Below are 16,278 nucleotides of genomic sequence, written 5' to 3' on the forward strand. Positions count from 1 at the left end.
AGCACGACCCGGCACACGCCGAAGTCCGACTCGTAGGTCGCCACGCGGTCCTTGAACGTCTCGGCCCCGGCGGCGAAGTTGCGGTTGGCGGTCATGAAGCCGTTGATCGCACGCTTCTCGGTGCCGCCGACGACGATGAGGTCGACGTTGCCGGCCGACTGCTCCCAGATGCCACGAAGCGCGAGGTTGAGCTGCTCCTCGGTGAGCGTGGTGTCGGCGGGGAAGCTGTTGACCCCGGGCGTGAAGACGTTGCTCGTGATCGACTGTCGCAGACCCTTGAAGCTGCGGCGGACGGTGTCGTTGCCGACCGCGTCGGTGCCGTGGCCGTTGATGACGCTGTTCTCCAGATCGCGCATCAGCTCGCGGAGCCGCTGCGCTTTCTGGTAGTCGAGTTCGTCGCGGACGCCGAGATGGTTGACGGCCAACTCGCTGCCGGAGATCTCGATCGTCGATGCGAAGATCTGCATGACGTTCGACTTGCGGCTGCGGGTGGTGAAGCGGGCCGCGTCGGCGTCGTCTCCTTCGAGGGCGGCGTTGCCGACGATGTGCAGGACATCTTCCTCCGAAGCCGTGACACTCGGCGTGCCGGCGAAGCCGCGGTCGACGGTCAACTCGTCGGTCGACGAATCGATCGCGGTGACGAGGAACATCGACGCGGTGTCGTTGAGACGAAGCTGGTCGCCGACGCGGAAGGGGGTTGAGTCGGCGACGCTGATCGTCGCGCCGCCAGTGTCCTCGTCGACGGTGCCGAAGTTCGGCAGCAGCGTGTCTTCGAGCCATTCGTGGATCGTGCTGCGGCCCGGACGCTTGGCTTCGCCCAGCGCGTCGAGCAGCGGCGTGTCATGGGGCGAGGCGATGGCGACGAGATCGCTCACGTCCTCGGCGATTTCCGGCAGCGCAGTGCCGGCGTCGTAAGTTGCTTTTCCGGTGAAGGCCATGGTGATGGTTTCTTGGTTGGTGTAAGGGTTGAGTGGTTAGGAAAGGGCGCGGCGGAGCTTGAGGTACTCGCCGAGCAGTCGGGGATCGGGCCGCCGCCGCAGGGCGTCGGCGAGTCGGCGCACACGCGCCAATGGGTCGGGTGCGGCGGTCGCCGGTCGCACCGGCAGCGGCACCGGTCGGGTGTCGGGCATGGGGTCTCCTTGTTGTTTGCGGGAAAGCCCACGGCTAAAGCCGTGGGCGTTGGGGCGCGATGTGATTCAGTAACCGAGTTCTCGCCGCACCAGGTCGGCGTCGATGCCGACGGCGAGTTTGTCCTTGGCGACGTCGAGCCGATCGGCTTCGTCGGCGGGCAGCGGGCTTGGCCAGTGGATGCGGACGCCGCGCTCGGCAGGTTCGGTGGCGAACAGGCCGCCGTGATCGAGCCAGGCCAGTGCGAGTTCGCACATCCGGCCCAACGCCGCGCCGTAAGTGAGTCGTTTGCGTTCGGTGCGGCCAAGTGCCGAGAGCAGCGTCACGCGCAGCGCCGCAGCGCTGGTGAGATTGCCGATGCGGCCCTTGATCGCGCCGGCGGCGATCGGCGAGATGCCGCTGGTCTTGTCGAGCGCTTCGCGCACCTCGGCGATGTGGGCGTCCTCCGACGGACTGCCGTCGTCGCTGCCGAACTCCAGCACCTTGGCGTCGACGTTGCTCGTCTCCCACATCTGCCCGGGCGCGACGGGGTTGTCGGCGAAGCCGTCGATGCCGATGCCGACGTACATCTTGAAGCTCTGCAGCGCGAGCCGGGAGGCGCGATCGGAGAGCCGGGTGTTGAGTTCGTCCTGCAACGGGACCAGCGCGTCGACATCCGAGCCGCCGGCGTACCGGGCCGGGACGGCGATGTTCTGCAGATGCACGATCGGCAGCCGACCCAGCGGGTTTTCCCCCTCGGCGATGAGCGATTCGTTTTCGTACTGCTGCCACGCGCTCGGCGTGTGGATGTCCAGCCGCAGTGGGGTGTCGTTGTCGCCGATGCGCAGCGAACGGTGGTTGAACGCGTCGAGAAGTCGGCGGAGCATCGGCAGCTTGCCGGTCGTCGCGATGTCGCGCGGGTCGCCGGTCGGTGAGAGTTGCTGCACGATTCCGAAGGCCATCACGCACTCGCAGTCGTTCGGATCCAACAGCGGCAAAGCCGTGTGCGGCTCGATGATCTGCAAACGGATCGTCGCGGCGATGCGGGTAAGTTCCTCATCCGGCGCCTCGACATCGCCACCAAACTCCGGCAGACCACAGACCGTTGCGTCGGGCATGTCGGAACGCTTCGGGTCGAACTGCACCAGCACATCGGCGTTGCCGTAGACCGCGCCGGTCAGCGCGAGCCGTTGCAGGAACTGCGTCCCGCCGTTCTGCGCGATGACCAAGCGCAGCAGCCGGGCGATGGTGTTGCGGCGTGTCTCGTCGTCGGCCGTCGAGTCGAGCACGATCGGTTTACCGAAGAGGAAGTCGATGCCCGCGTCGATCCGCCAGCCGATGTCGTTCTCGACGACGACCTCTTTTCGCTCGACGACGCCGGCCTGGGTCTGGAGCGGTTCGTCGCCGGCGAAGCCGCCAGTGATGCGGGCGGGGATGCCAAACTCTTGGGCCTGGCGGTAGGGCCGGTCGCTGTTGGTCTCGGCGTGGGCCGCATCGCGGGTGTTGGCGTAGTAATGCCAGAGCGTCCGGCAGCGCGGGCCGTCGACATGCAGGAGCCGATCGACCAGCTGCCGCATCGGCTCGGCATCGCGGCCAAGCGCTGGGTGGGGGACGTTGAGTTGATGGAGTCGAAGTGCCATTGCAACAGTCCCGCCGGCGTGCGCCAGACGGTGCAGGTGCGCGCACCAACACGAAACGAATCGCCGCTGGCAGAGCGGAAATGCACAGGAAATTTCGAATGAGAAGAGTCACGAAGCCGTGGGATGAGCGCAGCGAATCCCCGGATCGAACGCCGGAGCGGCCCGGGGATTCGCGGACTCATCCCTCGGCTTCACGCAAAGACACTGAGCAGACTCTCAAGGCGTTCGCGCGGCTGCAACGGATAGAATAACTCGCGGCTCGTCACCGATGACTCCCAACGCTGACGCATCGGTGCTTCGCGTAACGCTTGGCGAATGCGGCGGATGCTCTCATCTGCATCGGCGGCGGCCCAGCGTTGTCGGTGATACGCGGCAAAGTCGGCTTGTGACTTGATCGTCGGCGTCTCGAGGATCGCATGCTCGGCACGATGCAGACGTTGCTTGATGCACGACGGGCAGACGCGTTCGATCTCGCCGACACCCGGCCACATGAGCGTCGCCGTCGCCACCGAAAAGCGTGGCGGCTCGATGCCGAAGAAGCTGGCGATCAATCGGTCGGCGACTTGGTCGTAACGCCCGCCCCCGATGCCGTGGACGAAGTTGTCGGCGACGAAGAGGCGAAGAAACAACGTCAACGAAAGTGCTCGCGGCGACAATCGTCGACGATGCCGACGCAGGAACATCACCAGCGCCCGTCCCGCCGACTCGGCGTCGCCATCGCCGAACTCGAACACGTCGCCGTCGATGATGAGCCGGCCCTCCGAGAGCTGTGCCCGCCGCCGGGTGCCGCGGTCGAGGTCGTCGAGCCAGAGCGGCAACTCGCCGGGTGCGAGGTCAGGCATCGGACGCTGCGGGTCGGTGATCTCTTCCTGCCTGCGGTAGTTGGCCAACGCCGCGTTGTAGTCGGCGCGGAGCTTCTCGGCGTTGCGGGCCAAGTGATGCACCAACGCCAGCCACGCCGGGCTTTCCAGCATCGGCGACAGCGTGAGCATCGAGTACCGCAGCCCCAGGTCCCAGTCGAGGTTGTGCGTCGCCGACGCAAGGACGGCGGGCAGTCCGCCGGGGGCGAAAGTGGTGTCCTGCTCGACCGGCGCGAGTTGCTCGAGCACCTCGGCGAGCATGGGTTGGTGCTTCCAATCGGATGCCGATTCGGCAAGCCGGCGTTGCAGTTTCGCGACGTGGGCCGGTGTGGGCGGTTGCAGTGCGCCGCTCCATTTCGCCGTCGCGAGGCCGGGGTCGTCGGTGATCGGTTCGTCCATGCCGACGCCGCCGGGTTCGTGCGCCGGCCAGCGCAACAGGAGGTGCTTGGGCGTGTCGGTGTCGACGACGACGTGCAGCGCCTCGCCGCCGGTCTGATTCGCGGCGGCGTGGATGATGGCGTTCTTCGCCCAAACGCCGGGGTGATGGAGCTCGGCCTGGTGTCCGGTGACGAACAGCGGCGTCGCGTCGTCGATGCCGAGGAACTGCCGAGCTGTTCGACGCAACTCCGAAAGCGGCGTCTCTTGCACCAACACGTCGGCCAACCCGAGCCGGTCATGCGTTGCCGACGCGTCCGCGATCAACGCATCGAGCGCCGGCCAAAGCAACGTTTCGCCGTCCTGCTTCGGTGCTTTCCAGTCGGCGTAACGCATCGCGGTTGGACTCACTCATGCACAGCCGTCGGCGATGGCGAGCTTCCGCGCCTCCGCCATGTCCAGCGCCGGACGATCGAGCAGCGCCAACTCGCGGTTGAGGACGTCGATGTAATGACGGAGGCGCTGGTCGACCTGGTCGAGGTTGCCGCCGAAGCTGCGGTTGGGGTCGTTGTAGATCAGCTTGACGGGGATCTCGCGGATGCGCAGTCCCGCCCCAATCGCCCGCGGCCAGAGCTGCATCGGAAACGCATAGCCGGCCTCGTCCAGGTCGAGATCGACGCTCGGCTGAACACGATGGGCCTTGAACCCGCAGAAGCTATCGGTCAGCGGTTCGGACATCTGCTCGCGGAAGATCTCATTGAGGTTCGTCGTGAGGGTGCAGTTGACCCGTCGGCGTTCGGCCGGCGGCAGGTCGTCGTCGTCGAAGCTCGCCATGTACCGGCTGCCGCTGACGATGTCGGCGTCATTCTCGTTGATCGCATCGAAAAAGCAGGGCAGAAGCGCCGGGTCGTGCTGCTCGTCGCAGTCCATCGTGATGACCCACTCGTAGCCGTGGCTGTGAGCGTAGTCGAAGGCGTTGATCAGCGCCCGGCCGTAGCCTTGGTTGGTTTCGTGGCGCAAGACCTGGGCGGTGCCGGTCTTCGCGATCTGGTCGAGCACCTCGGCGGTACCGTCGGTGGAGCCATCGTCGATGAAAAGGATGTCCTGGTGGTAGCAGCGGACCCGCTTGATCACGCTCTGGACGTAGTTGATTTCGTTGAAGATCGGAATGGCGATCAGCGTTCGTGCCGTCGGCGGGGTGAACGTCTCGCCGCAGGGCGTCTGCTCCGGCGTAAGCGAACCAGACTCGGCGGCGTCAGGGGAGTAAAGCGTTTTCAGGACTGGCGTCAAAAGCGGCTCCTTGAACGGTGACCATACGAGCCGTAGCTAAACTCGGTCAACGACGCCGGGCAGGCCAGCGGCCCATCAACCCCCTCACGGGGCCGCCGAGCCGGTTCAGGCCATAAATAACGTGCCAACATCCGACAACCACATGGCCGATATGGAATCAGTAATGCAGAACCGCCTTGGATCGAATGTGAAAGTCGTCGCCGCCATCATCGGGCTTGGAGTCCTGGCAGGTTGCGCCGGCAACGCGGCCACGCCGACGGTCGAACGGCCCGAAGCCGTCGACGACTACATCGCCGGCGTGATCGCGCTGGAGAGCGGTCAGAAGAAAACCGCTGTCGATCGCCTCGAAGCTGCCGTCGCCCAGAACCCCGAGCTTCGCATGGCCCAGCGGTTGCTCGGCGACATCTACCGCGAGGAGGGGCTCTACCGCGAAGCCGTCCCGCACTACGAGGCGCTGCTCGAGCTCGACCCGTACACGCTGCGGAACTACTACAACCTCGGCGTCACCCACCAACTGCTCAACGAACTGCAGCAGGCGGCGGACGTGTACGTCCGGGGCATCGAGGTCGACGCGGACAACTTCGACCTGAATTTCGCGCTGGGCCAGGTGTTCCTCGCGATGCAGAACGACGAGGAAGGCCTGCGGTATCTTGAACGTGCCACTCGCATTGATCCTGACTCGGCCAAGGCGTGGTCGACCGTCGGCATCGCCCACGACATGCGAGGCAACTTCGTCTTTGCCGAGGCGTCGTATCGCAAGGCCCTCGAACTCGACCCGAGCGTCGCCGTGATTCGCCAGAACCTCGCGGCGAACTTGCTCAGCCAAGAACGGGCCGACGAAGCGATTCAACTGTTGGAATCCGCCGTCGAGATCAGGGACGGTAAGCTCCCGCGCAAGCTGCTCGGCGATGCGCTGCGGGCCGAGCGGCGGTTTGACGATGCGGTGGCCGCCTACGACGCGGCGCTCTCCTTCGAGCCCGGCTTCGTCCCCGCGCTCAACGGCAAAGGCCTCGCGCTCATCGGCCAGTACGAAGACGGCCTGCGCCTCGACGACGCGCCACGCGACGAAGCTCTCGCTCTTTGGCAGAGCTCGCTCGTCGCCAACCCCAACCAGCCGAAGGTGCAGGCGTTGGTCGAGAAGTGGGGCAAGTGATTTTCAGTTAGTAACCTCGCCGGATTGCCGCCGATTCTCCGCGGTTGATCAAGGCGTATCGCAACGCATCGACGCAGTGATCGTGGACGCCGTCCTTGAGCGGCAGTTCGCCACCGTGGTCGGGGTAGCGGTAGCCGGCCATGCAACGGATGAGGTTCGTGCATCGGCGGTGGATGTGCAGGCGGACTTCGCCGTCGGCGGTGCGGAGGCGTTGGCGAATCTGTTCGAGGCCCTCGCCGATTCGGCTCGGCTTGCAACGCACGTCGAAGCCGGCGCTGCGGAGTCGGCCGACGTCGCTGGTGGCGGTGTGGCTGTTGCGGGTCTTGCCCGCCGGGTCGCAGCCGACGAGTTCGACTGCGGGCCAAGGCTTGTCGTTGATCGCGGCGATGTGTTCGTCGAGCGTGCGTTGCTCGGCGACGTGTTCGTCCACGACGTAGATGCCGGTGTCCGTGTCGACGAGCCAAAGCGCGACCAGCGGCGCGGCAAAGCCGAAGTCGACGCCGAGCAACCATCGACCTTCGGGCGGCTCGAACTCGGCGACATGCACCGCCGAGTCGAAGCTCGGAAACACCCGCCCCTTCACACTCGGCCGACGACAGAGCATTTCACTCTCCCACGTCTCGCTGCTGACCCGTCGCTTCATGGCGATCGCGTCGTCGATCGGGACGAAGCCGTTGCATTTCGATTTTGCGACACCGCCGCAGTCGTCCCAAAGCGGACACGTTTCGCAGTCACGCTCCGGCTCGCACTTCTGCAATACGTCGAGCAGGCACCACCGCAGCACCGGCGTCCCGGCGGCGTGGGCGTCATCGACAATGCGGCCCATCAGCCCGCCCACGGCGTGAAACGTGCTCAACGCCTCGACCACGCCGGCCGCTGTGTCGTTGCTCCGCGTGACGAGTTGGCCGGCTTCCCAGACGTCCGGGTCGAAGAGTTCCACCTCGTCGCAGCGCAGCTTCTGCACGCGCAAGCCCCGGACGGCCTTTTGCGATTGCGTCAGCACCGCGCATCCACCGCCGTTGTCAAGGGCAAGCCGACGTTGTTGGGCACGCTGGAGGTGTCGGCGGGCGAGTTTGTGCAGGTCGGGCAGGAGGTAGTCCCACATTTTCATGGACTGCTCGAGCGACCCGCCGAGGATGCGGACCTGGCAGCCGGGCTTGTGGAGCAGATCGAGAAGCGTGGCGACGGCGGCGAGGCGCGTCTTGCCGCCGCCTCGCGGGGCCCAGATGACGACATCCCGGCTCGGCTCGAAGTACGCGTGCTTGAGGTAATCGAATGGTGCCGCGTGTCCGGCGCACACCGATTGCGTCGGCACGTCGAGCCCGGTGAAGAGCCGAACCCAGGCGTGCAACTTTGCCGGCGTGGCGCAAGGCGTCGTGAGAAGGTGGTGGTAGTCCATGGCGATGAGTCACAAAGTTCGTTGAGCGGCAACCAACGGGAGCTTCCGGCATGCGTGCCCGGGGCTTCGCAGACTCAGCCCTCGGCGTCGGTGAGTTCGCGCACAAGGTCGGGGTCGAGTTCGAGCGTTGGCTCACTCGGTTTCGCAGCGCCGCGCTTGCGTTCCCTTGCGAGTTTGATCAGCTCGACACACGCGCGGCGTTGGTTGGTGTCGGTGAGGGCGGTCGCGTCATCGGCGGCTCGCCGCAGAAGCGCCGCGGCACTCGCCGCGCCCAGCGCGACTTCGAGTTCGCGGCGCCGGGCGAGTTGCCGACGGATGTCCCGCACCGCCGCACGAAACGCTTCGTCGTCGAGCCACCGCAGCAGCGTCCCGGGCCGGACGCGCAGCCTTTGCAGGATCTGCTGTACCGAGTCCTCGGCGAGCAGCAGCTTGTGCAGGAACTGGCGTTGGCGAATGTTCAAGGACTTCATGTGCTTTCCCCCGGCCGCCTCGGCTTCTTCGGGTAACGCTTGTCACGCAGGAAGTACGCCGGGCCCGGTGCTTCGAGTGGCGAGAGCCGGACCATGCCGGCCCGCTCGAACATCGGAATGAACCGGCCCATCACCGCCGACGCCTCGACGTAACGCTTCGGGCACTTTCGGATTAAATCGCGGATCAGCAGCGTGCTCAGACCCATGCCGCGGAACTGCGGGTGCAGGATCACGCGGCTGATGACCAGCAGGTGCTCGTTGACGAACCCGCCGATCTGCTTGACGGACAAATCGCCGATGCCGAAGAACGCCTCGCGGTGTCGCTGGCGGAGTGTCGGCATGCAAGCGACGGCGATGGCGGCGGTGCGTGGCCCGGTGTGCTCGTCGTGGTACACGACCTTGCGGAACACCCGCGAGACGCCGAGCGTCGGGCCCTTGTAGTGGAAGACCGCGAGCCGTTTGTAGTCGGCGAGGCAGCCATCGGCGAAACGGAATCGGCCTGGCAGGAAATCGAGCCTTGCCAAGTCGTGCGTGGGGGTGGGTCTGGACATTTTCAAAGGTCCGGTTTGAAAGGTATGATCCCTTTGGGGATAGCCCGAGGAGTGACCACCGTGGCAGGCATCACCGACACCGCGAACGACACCGGCTACGACCAGACGGTCGAGAAAATCTGCCGCGTCTGTAAACGCGATCTGCGTGGCCACCGACGCATCCGCGACGGCGACGAGTACATCTGTCCGACATGTGACAAGCTCGAACGCGAGGGCCAACTCGAAGGGCTGCCGTGTGCCGAGTGCGGGCGGATGATTTCGCCGACGTCACTCAAGCGCTACGGCGACATCTCCATCTGCCCCAAGTGCTACACCGAGCACCAACGCGACACGAAAAAGCGGCCCCGCAAGATCGCCGATCACACCTGGAAGATCGAGGAGAAACGCAACGTGCTGATCCTCGCCGGCATTGCCGCGGTGTTGCTGGTGTTCATGTTGATCGGGTGGATGTTGACGTGACGCTGACCTGCCCGAAGTCGCACCGCACGGCGATGTCGGGCGCGAGGGCTTTGTGCAGATCGTCGTGACTCGTGACGAGGATCGCGGCGATTGGCACCTGAGCCCCGTCGACCATCTTGCGCAGGCTTCGCGCGACCACGGCGGCCGTGACCCGGTCGAGCAAGGCGGCGAACTCGTCGCAGACCAGCAGCGTCGTGCGCCCCTTGGCCAGTCGGCGGGCATCGTCGACGGCCACGGCGAGACGCAACCGCCAACGCTGGCCGTCGGAGAGTTCGCTCGGCCGACGCAGGTAGCACCACGCCTCGCCAAGCCCGGCCTTACCGAGCAGCGCCAACGCCGACTCCACCGGCATGTCCGGCAGGCAATCGACCGCCGGCCGGTTGGGTAGCTGCCGACCACCGACGTCGAGGACGAGGTGCTTGCGACGCTTGGCGGATCGGATGAGTTGGCGCAGCAGGGTCGACTTGCCGCCGCCGGACGGACCGCCGACGAACATGATCTGCCCCGGCTCGGGCAGCGGCGGCGGTTCGGCATTACCGGTCTGTGGCGGGTCTTCGTCGAACCGCAGGCCGAAGAGCTCCGAGACACGCCGGGTGCGCCTGCTCCGCGGCTTGGGCTTGCCGAACTGCTGGGTGAAGGGGTGGGGCTTGCTCATGGTGTTCGGGAGTCCGGGGCGTTGGTCGGTGATTCGGTCGCGCGGCGCAACTGCTCACCGCTCAACGGCTCAACGACGCTTTCGTCGCTCGGCCCGCTCCCGCTGAAGCCAGCCGTTGGCTTGGGCGAGACGTTGTTTGATGGCGTCGGTGCTGGTGTGGTGCTCTTGCGCGAGTTGGGTGTAGGTCTTGCCGCCGAGGTGGTGGGCGACGGCCAGGGCGTGCAGGTCGGCGTCGAGTGCGCAGTCCGGCTCGGTCAGCGCGACGACGATCGGGTCGTTGAGGATCTGCATGTACCGGCGGAAGCGGCGGGAGATCGTGCCGGCGGGGGAGCCGACGAACTCGCCGACTTCCCGCAGGGTCAGGCCGTGCTTGAGCACGCCTTCGATCACGGCCCGGCGCTGCGGCGGCATGAAGCTCGCCCGGCGGAACAACTCCGACTCCCCGTCACGCCGGTCGACGTGGGAACGGGCGGGCATCTGGGCGAGAATGTGGGGATCGACGATCGGCATGGCGCGGAACTTCCTTCCGTCGAGCCCACCGATGGCGGGCCGACCTACGGGTGTGAAACGGGTTGGCGTCCTTTCCCTGCGATGGCCGGTCCTTTCCGGCGGCGGCGTATTGTACGGTTTTTGTTTGGTATCTGTCAAACTCGCCATCGGCGATCCGCGCAACATCCGTCGGCGTCCAATTGGCAGTCCGATTGACTCCCCGCGTCGCCCCGCGATGATCGCCGGCCATGCCCCGCAGCTCCGCCACGCGTCACCCCGTTGTCATTCTCCAGCACGATGCCGAGTTCGGTCCCGGTCACCTGCCCGGTTTCATGGGCGACTTCGGTATCCCCACGCAGGTGATCAAGCTTCACGACGGCGGGGCGGTGCCCGATGACCTCGACGAAGTTCGCATGATCGTGAGTCTCGGCGGAGCCAAGCGTGTGTCCGACGGCGGGTTCGAGGACGAACTCGCGGCACTGTCGGCGTTCGTGGAAGCCGACCGGCCGGTGCTGGGCTTCGGGCTCGGTGCACAGCTGTTGGCCAAGGCCGCCGGTGCGGAAGTCAAGGAGAACCAGACCGAGGACGGCCAGCCGGTGCATGTCTGTGGCTGGGAGCCGATCACGCTGCCGTTCCCCGGCGGAACCGATCCGATCGTCTTCGGACTGCACAACGGGGCGCGGTTCTTCAACTTCCATAAGGACACGTTCGACCTGCCCAGACTCCCGCCGCCGGCCGGCTATGACCCGGATAAGCCCGGCCCGCCGCCACCGACCGGGAACCTACTGCTGGCTTCCACGCCGCACTGCAAGAACGCCGCCTTCCGGTTCAAGAACAACGCGTATGGCTTCCAGTTCCATTTCGAACTGACGCCGGTCGACATCGACGCGATCCTGACGGCCCACGCCGGTCACATTCCGGCCCACACGACCGTCGACGAACTACGGTCCGACACCAAGCAGTATGCCGACCGTGCCGAGACGTTGGCCCGCCGGCTGGTGGAGAACATCGTCCAATACCGGCGGGTCTACGACTGACGCCGGGTATGGCCGATGGAAAAGTAAAACCGCCGGCATCTGGCGATGTCCGGCGGCTTCATTGAGGAGGCCGATCGTTTTACTTGCGGCGACGCAGCAGGCCGAGACCGGCGACGCCGAGCAGGCCGAGGCTGGCCGGCTCGGGGATCGGGGGCGCGGCGGTGAACGCAGCCGGGCCGCTGAAGACAACGTTGTCGAGGATGACCAGGTTGTCGGCGTCACTCCCCGTCACGCCGAGATTGGTGTTCATCTGGACGATGACCTGAACTTCTTCGATATCGGCCACATTGGCGTTAAACGCCGCGGCGTCGCCATCACCGATGTTGATGGTCACGCTGCCGGTGGGTTCTGGTGCGAACTGACTGCTGTAGAAGACAGTGCCGGTGTCGCCCTCGGCCTTGAGATCAATCCGGAAGAACTGGACGTTGGCGTCGCCCCACCCGCCCGAGACCGAGAAGTCGAAGCTGACGGTGTAATCCGATGCGGTCCCGGTCAGGTCGAAGTCGCCGCCCTCACCGGGATCGGTTCCCTGATCAAGGATGACCAACGCGGCCGTACCCAAGCCGACGTAGTCGTAGCCCGACCCGTCCGGTCGCATGAACGTGGAGGTGTCGAGCGTTCCGCGAAAGTCATTGCCGTCGAAGGCGAAGGTGGGTGTCACCTGATCGTTGGCTTCAACGTTGCCGGAATCGGGTGGGACCGCGCCGTGGCCGGCGAAGCCGTAGGCGTAGCCGCTGAACTCGAAGTCGACGCCGCCGGGAATTTCGGTGCCGCCTTCTGAACTCTGGATGATCTGGGCGGACGCGGTGCCCACGGTGAACAGGGCGGCCGACGCGGCCGCAACAAGGATTTTGGATTGCATGGTGCCTCTCCGTGTGTTGGTTCTCTATCGCCGACGGGCTCCTCACCCGAGTGGTGGCGATGGAATCTGGTTCTCGTCCGGCTCATGCCGAATCTTGCCAGCAACTTTCAATCGTAAGCGTTTGCAAAAACGGTGCAACTGGATTTAGGCTTCTCCTACGGCCTGAACTGCGGTACCCCATAGCGTTCTGGGAATCTGGGGGGCTTTTGCCATTGGGAGTGGCTTTCGGCCGAGCCACGCGGACGGAGGACGGACATGCCCTGGGAACTGACGATCGTCGACGCCGATCTGCCCGCCGCGGCACCGACCGAGTCGGTGAACTGCTTCTGTGCCGGTGACTTCGACGGCGACGGCCACGTCGAGACCGCCGTCGCCGGCAATGGCGTGTTCATGTGGCACCGGCCCGCCACCGGCGAGCGTGGCATGATTCGGGACACCGGCTTTTTCGGCGTTGGCATGATCGCCCACGACATCGACGGCGATGGCAGGCCCGAGATCGTCACCGCTCACACGGGCGACTCCGACAGCGCCCTCGCCTGGTACAAGCCCGACGGGGAGGGCCGTTGGAGTCGGCACGTCATCGATCCTGATTGGCACGGGATCCTGCACGACATTCGTGCGGCCGACCTCGACGGCGATGGCGTGGACGAACTCGTCGGCAATCGCGTCCATTGTGCCAAGCCCGGCCTGCACATCTGGAAGCGGGGCGACGATCCGAAGCAGCCGTGGACGCGCACCGTCGTGCAGGAGGGCAAGGTCGAGGAGGGGCTCGTCATCGCCGATGTCGACGGCGACGGGCAACTCGAGATCGTCTCCGGGGTGCGCGTGTACAAGCGCATCGGCGATGGTTGGACCTCGGCCGAGTATGCCCGTGGCCACCGCGAGATGTGCCGGGTCGAAGCGATCGACATCACTGGCAACGGTAAGCCCGACCTCGTTGCCGTCGACAGCGAATACCTTGATGGCAAGCTCAGCTGGTTCGAGCTCCTCCACGGCGTGTGGATCGAACACGAGATCGACCGCGGCCTGTACTACGCCCATTCGCTGCAGGTCCGCAAAGTCGGCGCTGGCGCGCGGCTCGTCGTGGCCGAGATGAAGCGGGGCGGTTGGAACCCGCCGTTCAACCACCGCGCGAAGATTTACGAGTACACCACGAACAACGCTGGCAAAACTTGGCGGTGCGAACTGACGTACGAAGGTGCCGGCACGCATGAGGCCGAGCTGATCGACATCGACGGCGACGGCGAGGAAGAACTCGTCGGCAAGGAATGGCACGACCCGCGCGTCCAAGTGTTCAAACGGGTCGACGCGTTGCCGTTCGCGGATTGGGAGCACCACTTCCTCGACCGCGACAAGCCCGAGGCCGGCATCGACATGATCGTCGCAGACGTCGACGGCGACGGACAGGACGAACTGCTCTGCGGCTCGTGGATCTACGACATCGCCGACGGCTTGCGGACCCAAGTCCCCGATATCTGCCAGATCATCGCCGCCCACGACTTCGACGGCGACGGCAACCTCGAACTGATCGCCACGCTCCGCAGCGGTGACAAGACCGGCTACGACGGACTCACCTGCGAACTCGCCGTCTGCAAACAGGTCGACGGCGACTGGGCGGTGCATCCGATCGGCACCGGTGTCGGCGATTGGCCCCACGGCGCGATCGCCGGTCCCGTCGGCCCCGGTGGCAAGGCCGCGCTCATCACCAGCTACCACTCCGCCCACGCCTGGGGCGACGGCGGCAAGTCGCACTTCCCCGAGATCTGGTTCCCGCCCGACGATCTCATCGGCGGTCCGTGGGAGAAACGCACCATCGCCGAGGTGCTCTACGGCGAAGAGCTGCTGCTCCACGACCTCACCGGTGACGGCCGCCCCGACGTCATCGCCGGTGCCCACTGGTTCGAGAACCATGGCGACGGCACCTTCACCCCGCACAAGATCGTCGACGATTTCTACCCCGCCCGCATCGCCGTCGGCCAGCTCATTGCCGGCCGCGTCTCGCTCATCGCCGGGCAGGAGGACATGGACTACCCGGCCAAGAAAGTTCCCTGGTCGCCGATCGTCATGCTCACTCCGGGCGACGACGTCCGCGCGCCTTGGCAAAAGCAGGTGATCGACACCGTCCGCTGTGCCCACAGCATCGGCGTGGCCGACCTCGACGGCGATGGCAAGCCCGAGATCATCGCCGGCGAACACGACCCCTTCGCCCCGTACCGCAGTCACTGCAAGCTCTTCGTCTACAAGCCCGCCAACACAAACTGCACGACGTGGAAGCGCTACGAACTCGACCACGGCTACGAGCACCACGACGGCTGCAAGCCCATCCGCCTCCCCGACGGCAACATCGGCATCGCCAGCCACGCCTGGAACGAGCCGAACTACGTGCATCTCTGGCGTCCGCCGAGTCGTTGAGAGCGGCGTTGCAACCATCGCTCTCAAAGCGACTGGAGTTGACGATGACGCTTTCCCTCATCCTGTCGTTGTTCTTACTTTCTCCGTCAACGGCACCCGCCACCGCGCCAGCGACAGCGCCCGCCGAGGTCGTGGCCGAGCCGGGACTTCGCGACGAGTTGCTGCGCCGCCAGGCCAAAGACCAGGAAGCTCGTTCCGCACTGCTCGAAAAGATGAAGGAATCCGACGGCGATCTCGGTGCCGACGGATTGCCGGTGGTGTTGCAGGTTCAGCGAATTGACGCCGAAAACCGTGCCTGGATCGCGACAGTGCTTGATCAGCACGGTTGGCCGGATCGGTCGCTGGTCGGCCGTGAGGCATCGGGGGCCGCATGGCTTTTGGTCCAACACGCCGACGACGATGTCGAGCTTCAGGAGCGGGCGTTGCCGTTACTGCAAGCCGCCATCGAGGCCGGCGAGGCCGAGGCGAGATACGGGGCCTATCTGCTGGATCGCATCCGGGTCAACCGGGGCGAGCCACAGGTTTACGGCACGCAAGTCCGGCAGATCGACGGTCGCATCCAGCCGCTGCCGATCGAAGATCCCGAACATGTCGACCAACGCCGGGCCGAGGTCGGCTTGATGACGCTGGCGGTGTACATCGCGGAACTGGACAAGGCGTACCTTGATACGGCAAGCCCGGCCACGAAGCCGGCCGAGGAGTGATCACTCGAATGCCTTGGCGTCGAAGCGCCGCAGCAGGTTCTGTTCGGTCGTTGCCCAGATGGTTTCGCCGTCGATCGCGACGGCTTCCATGAGCGGGTCGAGCTTGCGGACGAACGTCGGCTCGGCAGTCGCAAGGTCGGCAAGTTCGTCCGGTAGCTCGAAGCGGTAGATACCCACCACCGTGCTCACCGCCAGCACGCCATTGACCGCGTCGGCACCGGTCACCGGAACGCGGATTGGCAGCGTCGTGATGTGTTCGACCGTCTGCCCCTGCCGATCAAGATCGAAGCCGAATACACTTGGTCGCAAGCCGACGACTTTCTCGATCAGAAAGCCTCGGCATCGAACGGCCCGATGGCCTCGGGATACGACAACGTCAACGTCCGCTGTGGCGTTGCCGCTTCCGCATCGGCTTGCGGTTCCGTTACAACGATGACACGAACCGTCTCCCGCTCGCGGCGGTTGTTACCGATGTCGCCGATCAGCAGCGCGTCACCCTGGCGGGCGATGTCTTCCCAATCAACATTCGTCGCATCGATGGTGACGCATTGCGTGACCCGGCCTTTGCTGTCGATCGCAAACAGGATCGATCCGGTGCCGCTGTCGCCGTGGGTCCACATGCGATCGTCGGTCCCGACCACCAGCCCGGAACTCTCCCGCACCGCCGGGTCCAGCGGCACCTCCCCTCCAACCGCGATGAGCAGCACCAACCAAGTAGCCCCGGTGGGAAGCAACCCGGGTGACCCCCGGGGGGGGCCCCCGGGTGGGGGGCAACCGGCGCCGAGGTGGACGAGCGGGAGCCCGGGGCCCGGGGG

Annotated in this window: 18 protein-coding genes; 5 read left to right on the forward strand and 13 right to left on the reverse strand. The window is 65.7% G+C overall.

Annotated elements, in window-relative coordinates; genetic code table 11:
• From AAGD32_16585 to AAGD32_16605, 5 genes are all read right to left on the reverse strand, one after another.
• The coding region (locus tag AAGD32_16585; protein MEM8875866.1) for a DUF5309 family protein at window positions 1-938 on the reverse strand (938 nt) is incomplete at its 3' end.
• A gap of 36 nt (window positions 939-974) precedes the next feature.
• Window positions 975-1,130: a hypothetical protein gene (locus AAGD32_16590; GenBank protein MEM8875867.1), complete on the reverse strand. Its 156-nt coding sequence runs from the start codon at window positions 1,128-1,130 to the stop codon at window positions 975-977.
• Window positions 1,131-1,196: 66 nt separating this feature from the next.
• Window positions 1,197-2,747, reverse strand: coding sequence for a phage portal protein (locus AAGD32_16595; protein ID MEM8875868.1), 1,551 nt, complete (start codon window positions 2,745-2,747; stop codon window positions 1,197-1,199).
• Between the two features lie 191 nt (window positions 2,748-2,938).
• Window positions 2,939-4,378, reverse strand: coding sequence for a hypothetical protein (locus tag AAGD32_16600; GenBank protein MEM8875869.1), 1,440 nt, complete (start codon window positions 4,376-4,378; stop codon window positions 2,939-2,941).
• Between the two features lie 15 nt (window positions 4,379-4,393).
• Window positions 4,394-5,272 (reverse strand): glycosyltransferase family 2 protein, encoded by an 879-nt coding sequence (locus tag AAGD32_16605; protein MEM8875870.1) that lies wholly within the window; start codon window positions 5,270-5,272, stop codon window positions 4,394-4,396.
• Window positions 5,273-5,435: 163 nt separating this feature from the next.
• Here AAGD32_16605 and AAGD32_16610 point away from each other — a divergent pair, with 163 nt between their 5' ends.
• Complete coding sequence (locus AAGD32_16610; protein MEM8875871.1) at window positions 5,436-6,425, forward strand: tetratricopeptide repeat protein; 990 nt, start codon at window positions 5,436-5,438, stop codon at window positions 6,423-6,425.
• 7 nt (window positions 6,426-6,432) lie between these two features.
• On the opposite strand, the gene AAGD32_16615 is transcribed toward AAGD32_16610, so the two are convergent.
• From AAGD32_16615 to AAGD32_16625, 3 genes are all read right to left on the reverse strand, one after another.
• A complete protein-coding gene (locus AAGD32_16615; GenBank protein ID MEM8875872.1) occupies window positions 6,433-7,824 on the reverse strand; it encodes a hypothetical protein in 1,392 nt (463 codons plus the stop codon).
• Window positions 7,825-7,898: 74 nt separating this feature from the next.
• Entirely contained in the window at window positions 7,899-8,294 is a 396-nt protein-coding gene (locus tag AAGD32_16620; GenBank protein MEM8875873.1) for a hypothetical protein, read from the reverse strand.
• Window positions 8,291-8,845, reverse strand: a complete 555-nt coding sequence (locus tag AAGD32_16625) for a hypothetical protein (GenBank protein MEM8875874.1) — start codon at window positions 8,843-8,845, stop codon at window positions 8,291-8,293. The genes AAGD32_16620 and AAGD32_16625 overlap by 4 nt, the downstream gene beginning before the upstream one ends.
• A gap of 60 nt (window positions 8,846-8,905) precedes the next feature.
• Here AAGD32_16625 and AAGD32_16630 point away from each other — a divergent pair, with 60 nt between their 5' ends.
• Window positions 8,906-9,304 carry a hypothetical protein gene (locus AAGD32_16630; protein ID MEM8875875.1) on the forward strand — a complete coding sequence of 133 codons (399 nt, stop codon included), beginning with the start codon at window positions 8,906-8,908 and terminating at the stop codon, window positions 9,302-9,304.
• Here AAGD32_16630 and AAGD32_16635 read toward each other — a convergent pair.
• Window positions 9,276-9,959 (reverse strand): AAA family ATPase, encoded by a 684-nt coding sequence (locus AAGD32_16635; GenBank protein MEM8875876.1) that lies wholly within the window; start codon window positions 9,957-9,959, stop codon window positions 9,276-9,278. The genes AAGD32_16630 and AAGD32_16635 overlap by 29 nt on opposite strands.
• Window positions 9,960-10,028: 69 nt before the next feature.
• On the reverse strand, window positions 10,029-10,469 hold the full coding sequence (locus AAGD32_16640) for a hypothetical protein (protein MEM8875877.1): 441 nt from the start codon (window positions 10,467-10,469) through the stop codon (window positions 10,029-10,031).
• 227 nt (window positions 10,470-10,696) lie between these two features.
• Here AAGD32_16640 and AAGD32_16645 point away from each other — a divergent pair, with 227 nt between their 5' ends.
• Window positions 10,697-11,485 (forward strand): type 1 glutamine amidotransferase, encoded by a 789-nt coding sequence (locus AAGD32_16645; protein ID MEM8875878.1) that lies wholly within the window; start codon window positions 10,697-10,699, stop codon window positions 11,483-11,485.
• Window positions 11,486-11,564: 79 nt separating this feature from the next.
• Here the strand turns inward: AAGD32_16645 and AAGD32_16650 are convergent, their stop codons facing one another.
• Entirely contained in the window at window positions 11,565-12,347 is a 783-nt protein-coding gene (locus AAGD32_16650; protein MEM8875879.1) for a PEP-CTERM sorting domain-containing protein, read from the reverse strand.
• 255 nt (window positions 12,348-12,602) lie between these two features.
• On the opposite strand from AAGD32_16650, the gene AAGD32_16655 reads away from it, so the two are divergent.
• Entirely contained in the window at window positions 12,603-14,759 is a 2,157-nt protein-coding gene (locus AAGD32_16655) for a VCBS repeat-containing protein (GenBank protein MEM8875880.1), read from the forward strand.
• 44 nt (window positions 14,760-14,803) lie between these two features.
• Window positions 14,804-15,463: a DUF6624 domain-containing protein gene (locus tag AAGD32_16660; protein ID MEM8875881.1), complete on the forward strand. Its 660-nt coding sequence runs from the start codon at window positions 14,804-14,806 to the stop codon at window positions 15,461-15,463.
• On the opposite strand, the gene AAGD32_16665 is transcribed toward AAGD32_16660, so the two are convergent.
• A complete protein-coding gene (locus tag AAGD32_16665) occupies window positions 15,464-15,772 on the reverse strand; it encodes a hypothetical protein (GenBank protein MEM8875882.1) in 309 nt (102 codons plus the stop codon).
• A 17-nt stretch (window positions 15,773-15,789) separates the two neighbouring features.
• Window positions 15,790-16,173 carry a hypothetical protein gene (locus AAGD32_16670; GenBank protein ID MEM8875883.1) on the reverse strand — a complete coding sequence of 128 codons (384 nt, stop codon included), beginning with the start codon at window positions 16,171-16,173 and terminating at the stop codon, window positions 15,790-15,792.
• Between the last annotated feature and the right edge of the window lie 105 nt (window positions 16,174-16,278).

The sequence above is a fragment of the Planctomycetota bacterium genome (assembly GCA_039182125.1).
GTDB lineage: Bacteria > Planctomycetota > Phycisphaerae > Tepidisphaerales > Tepidisphaeraceae > JBCDCH01.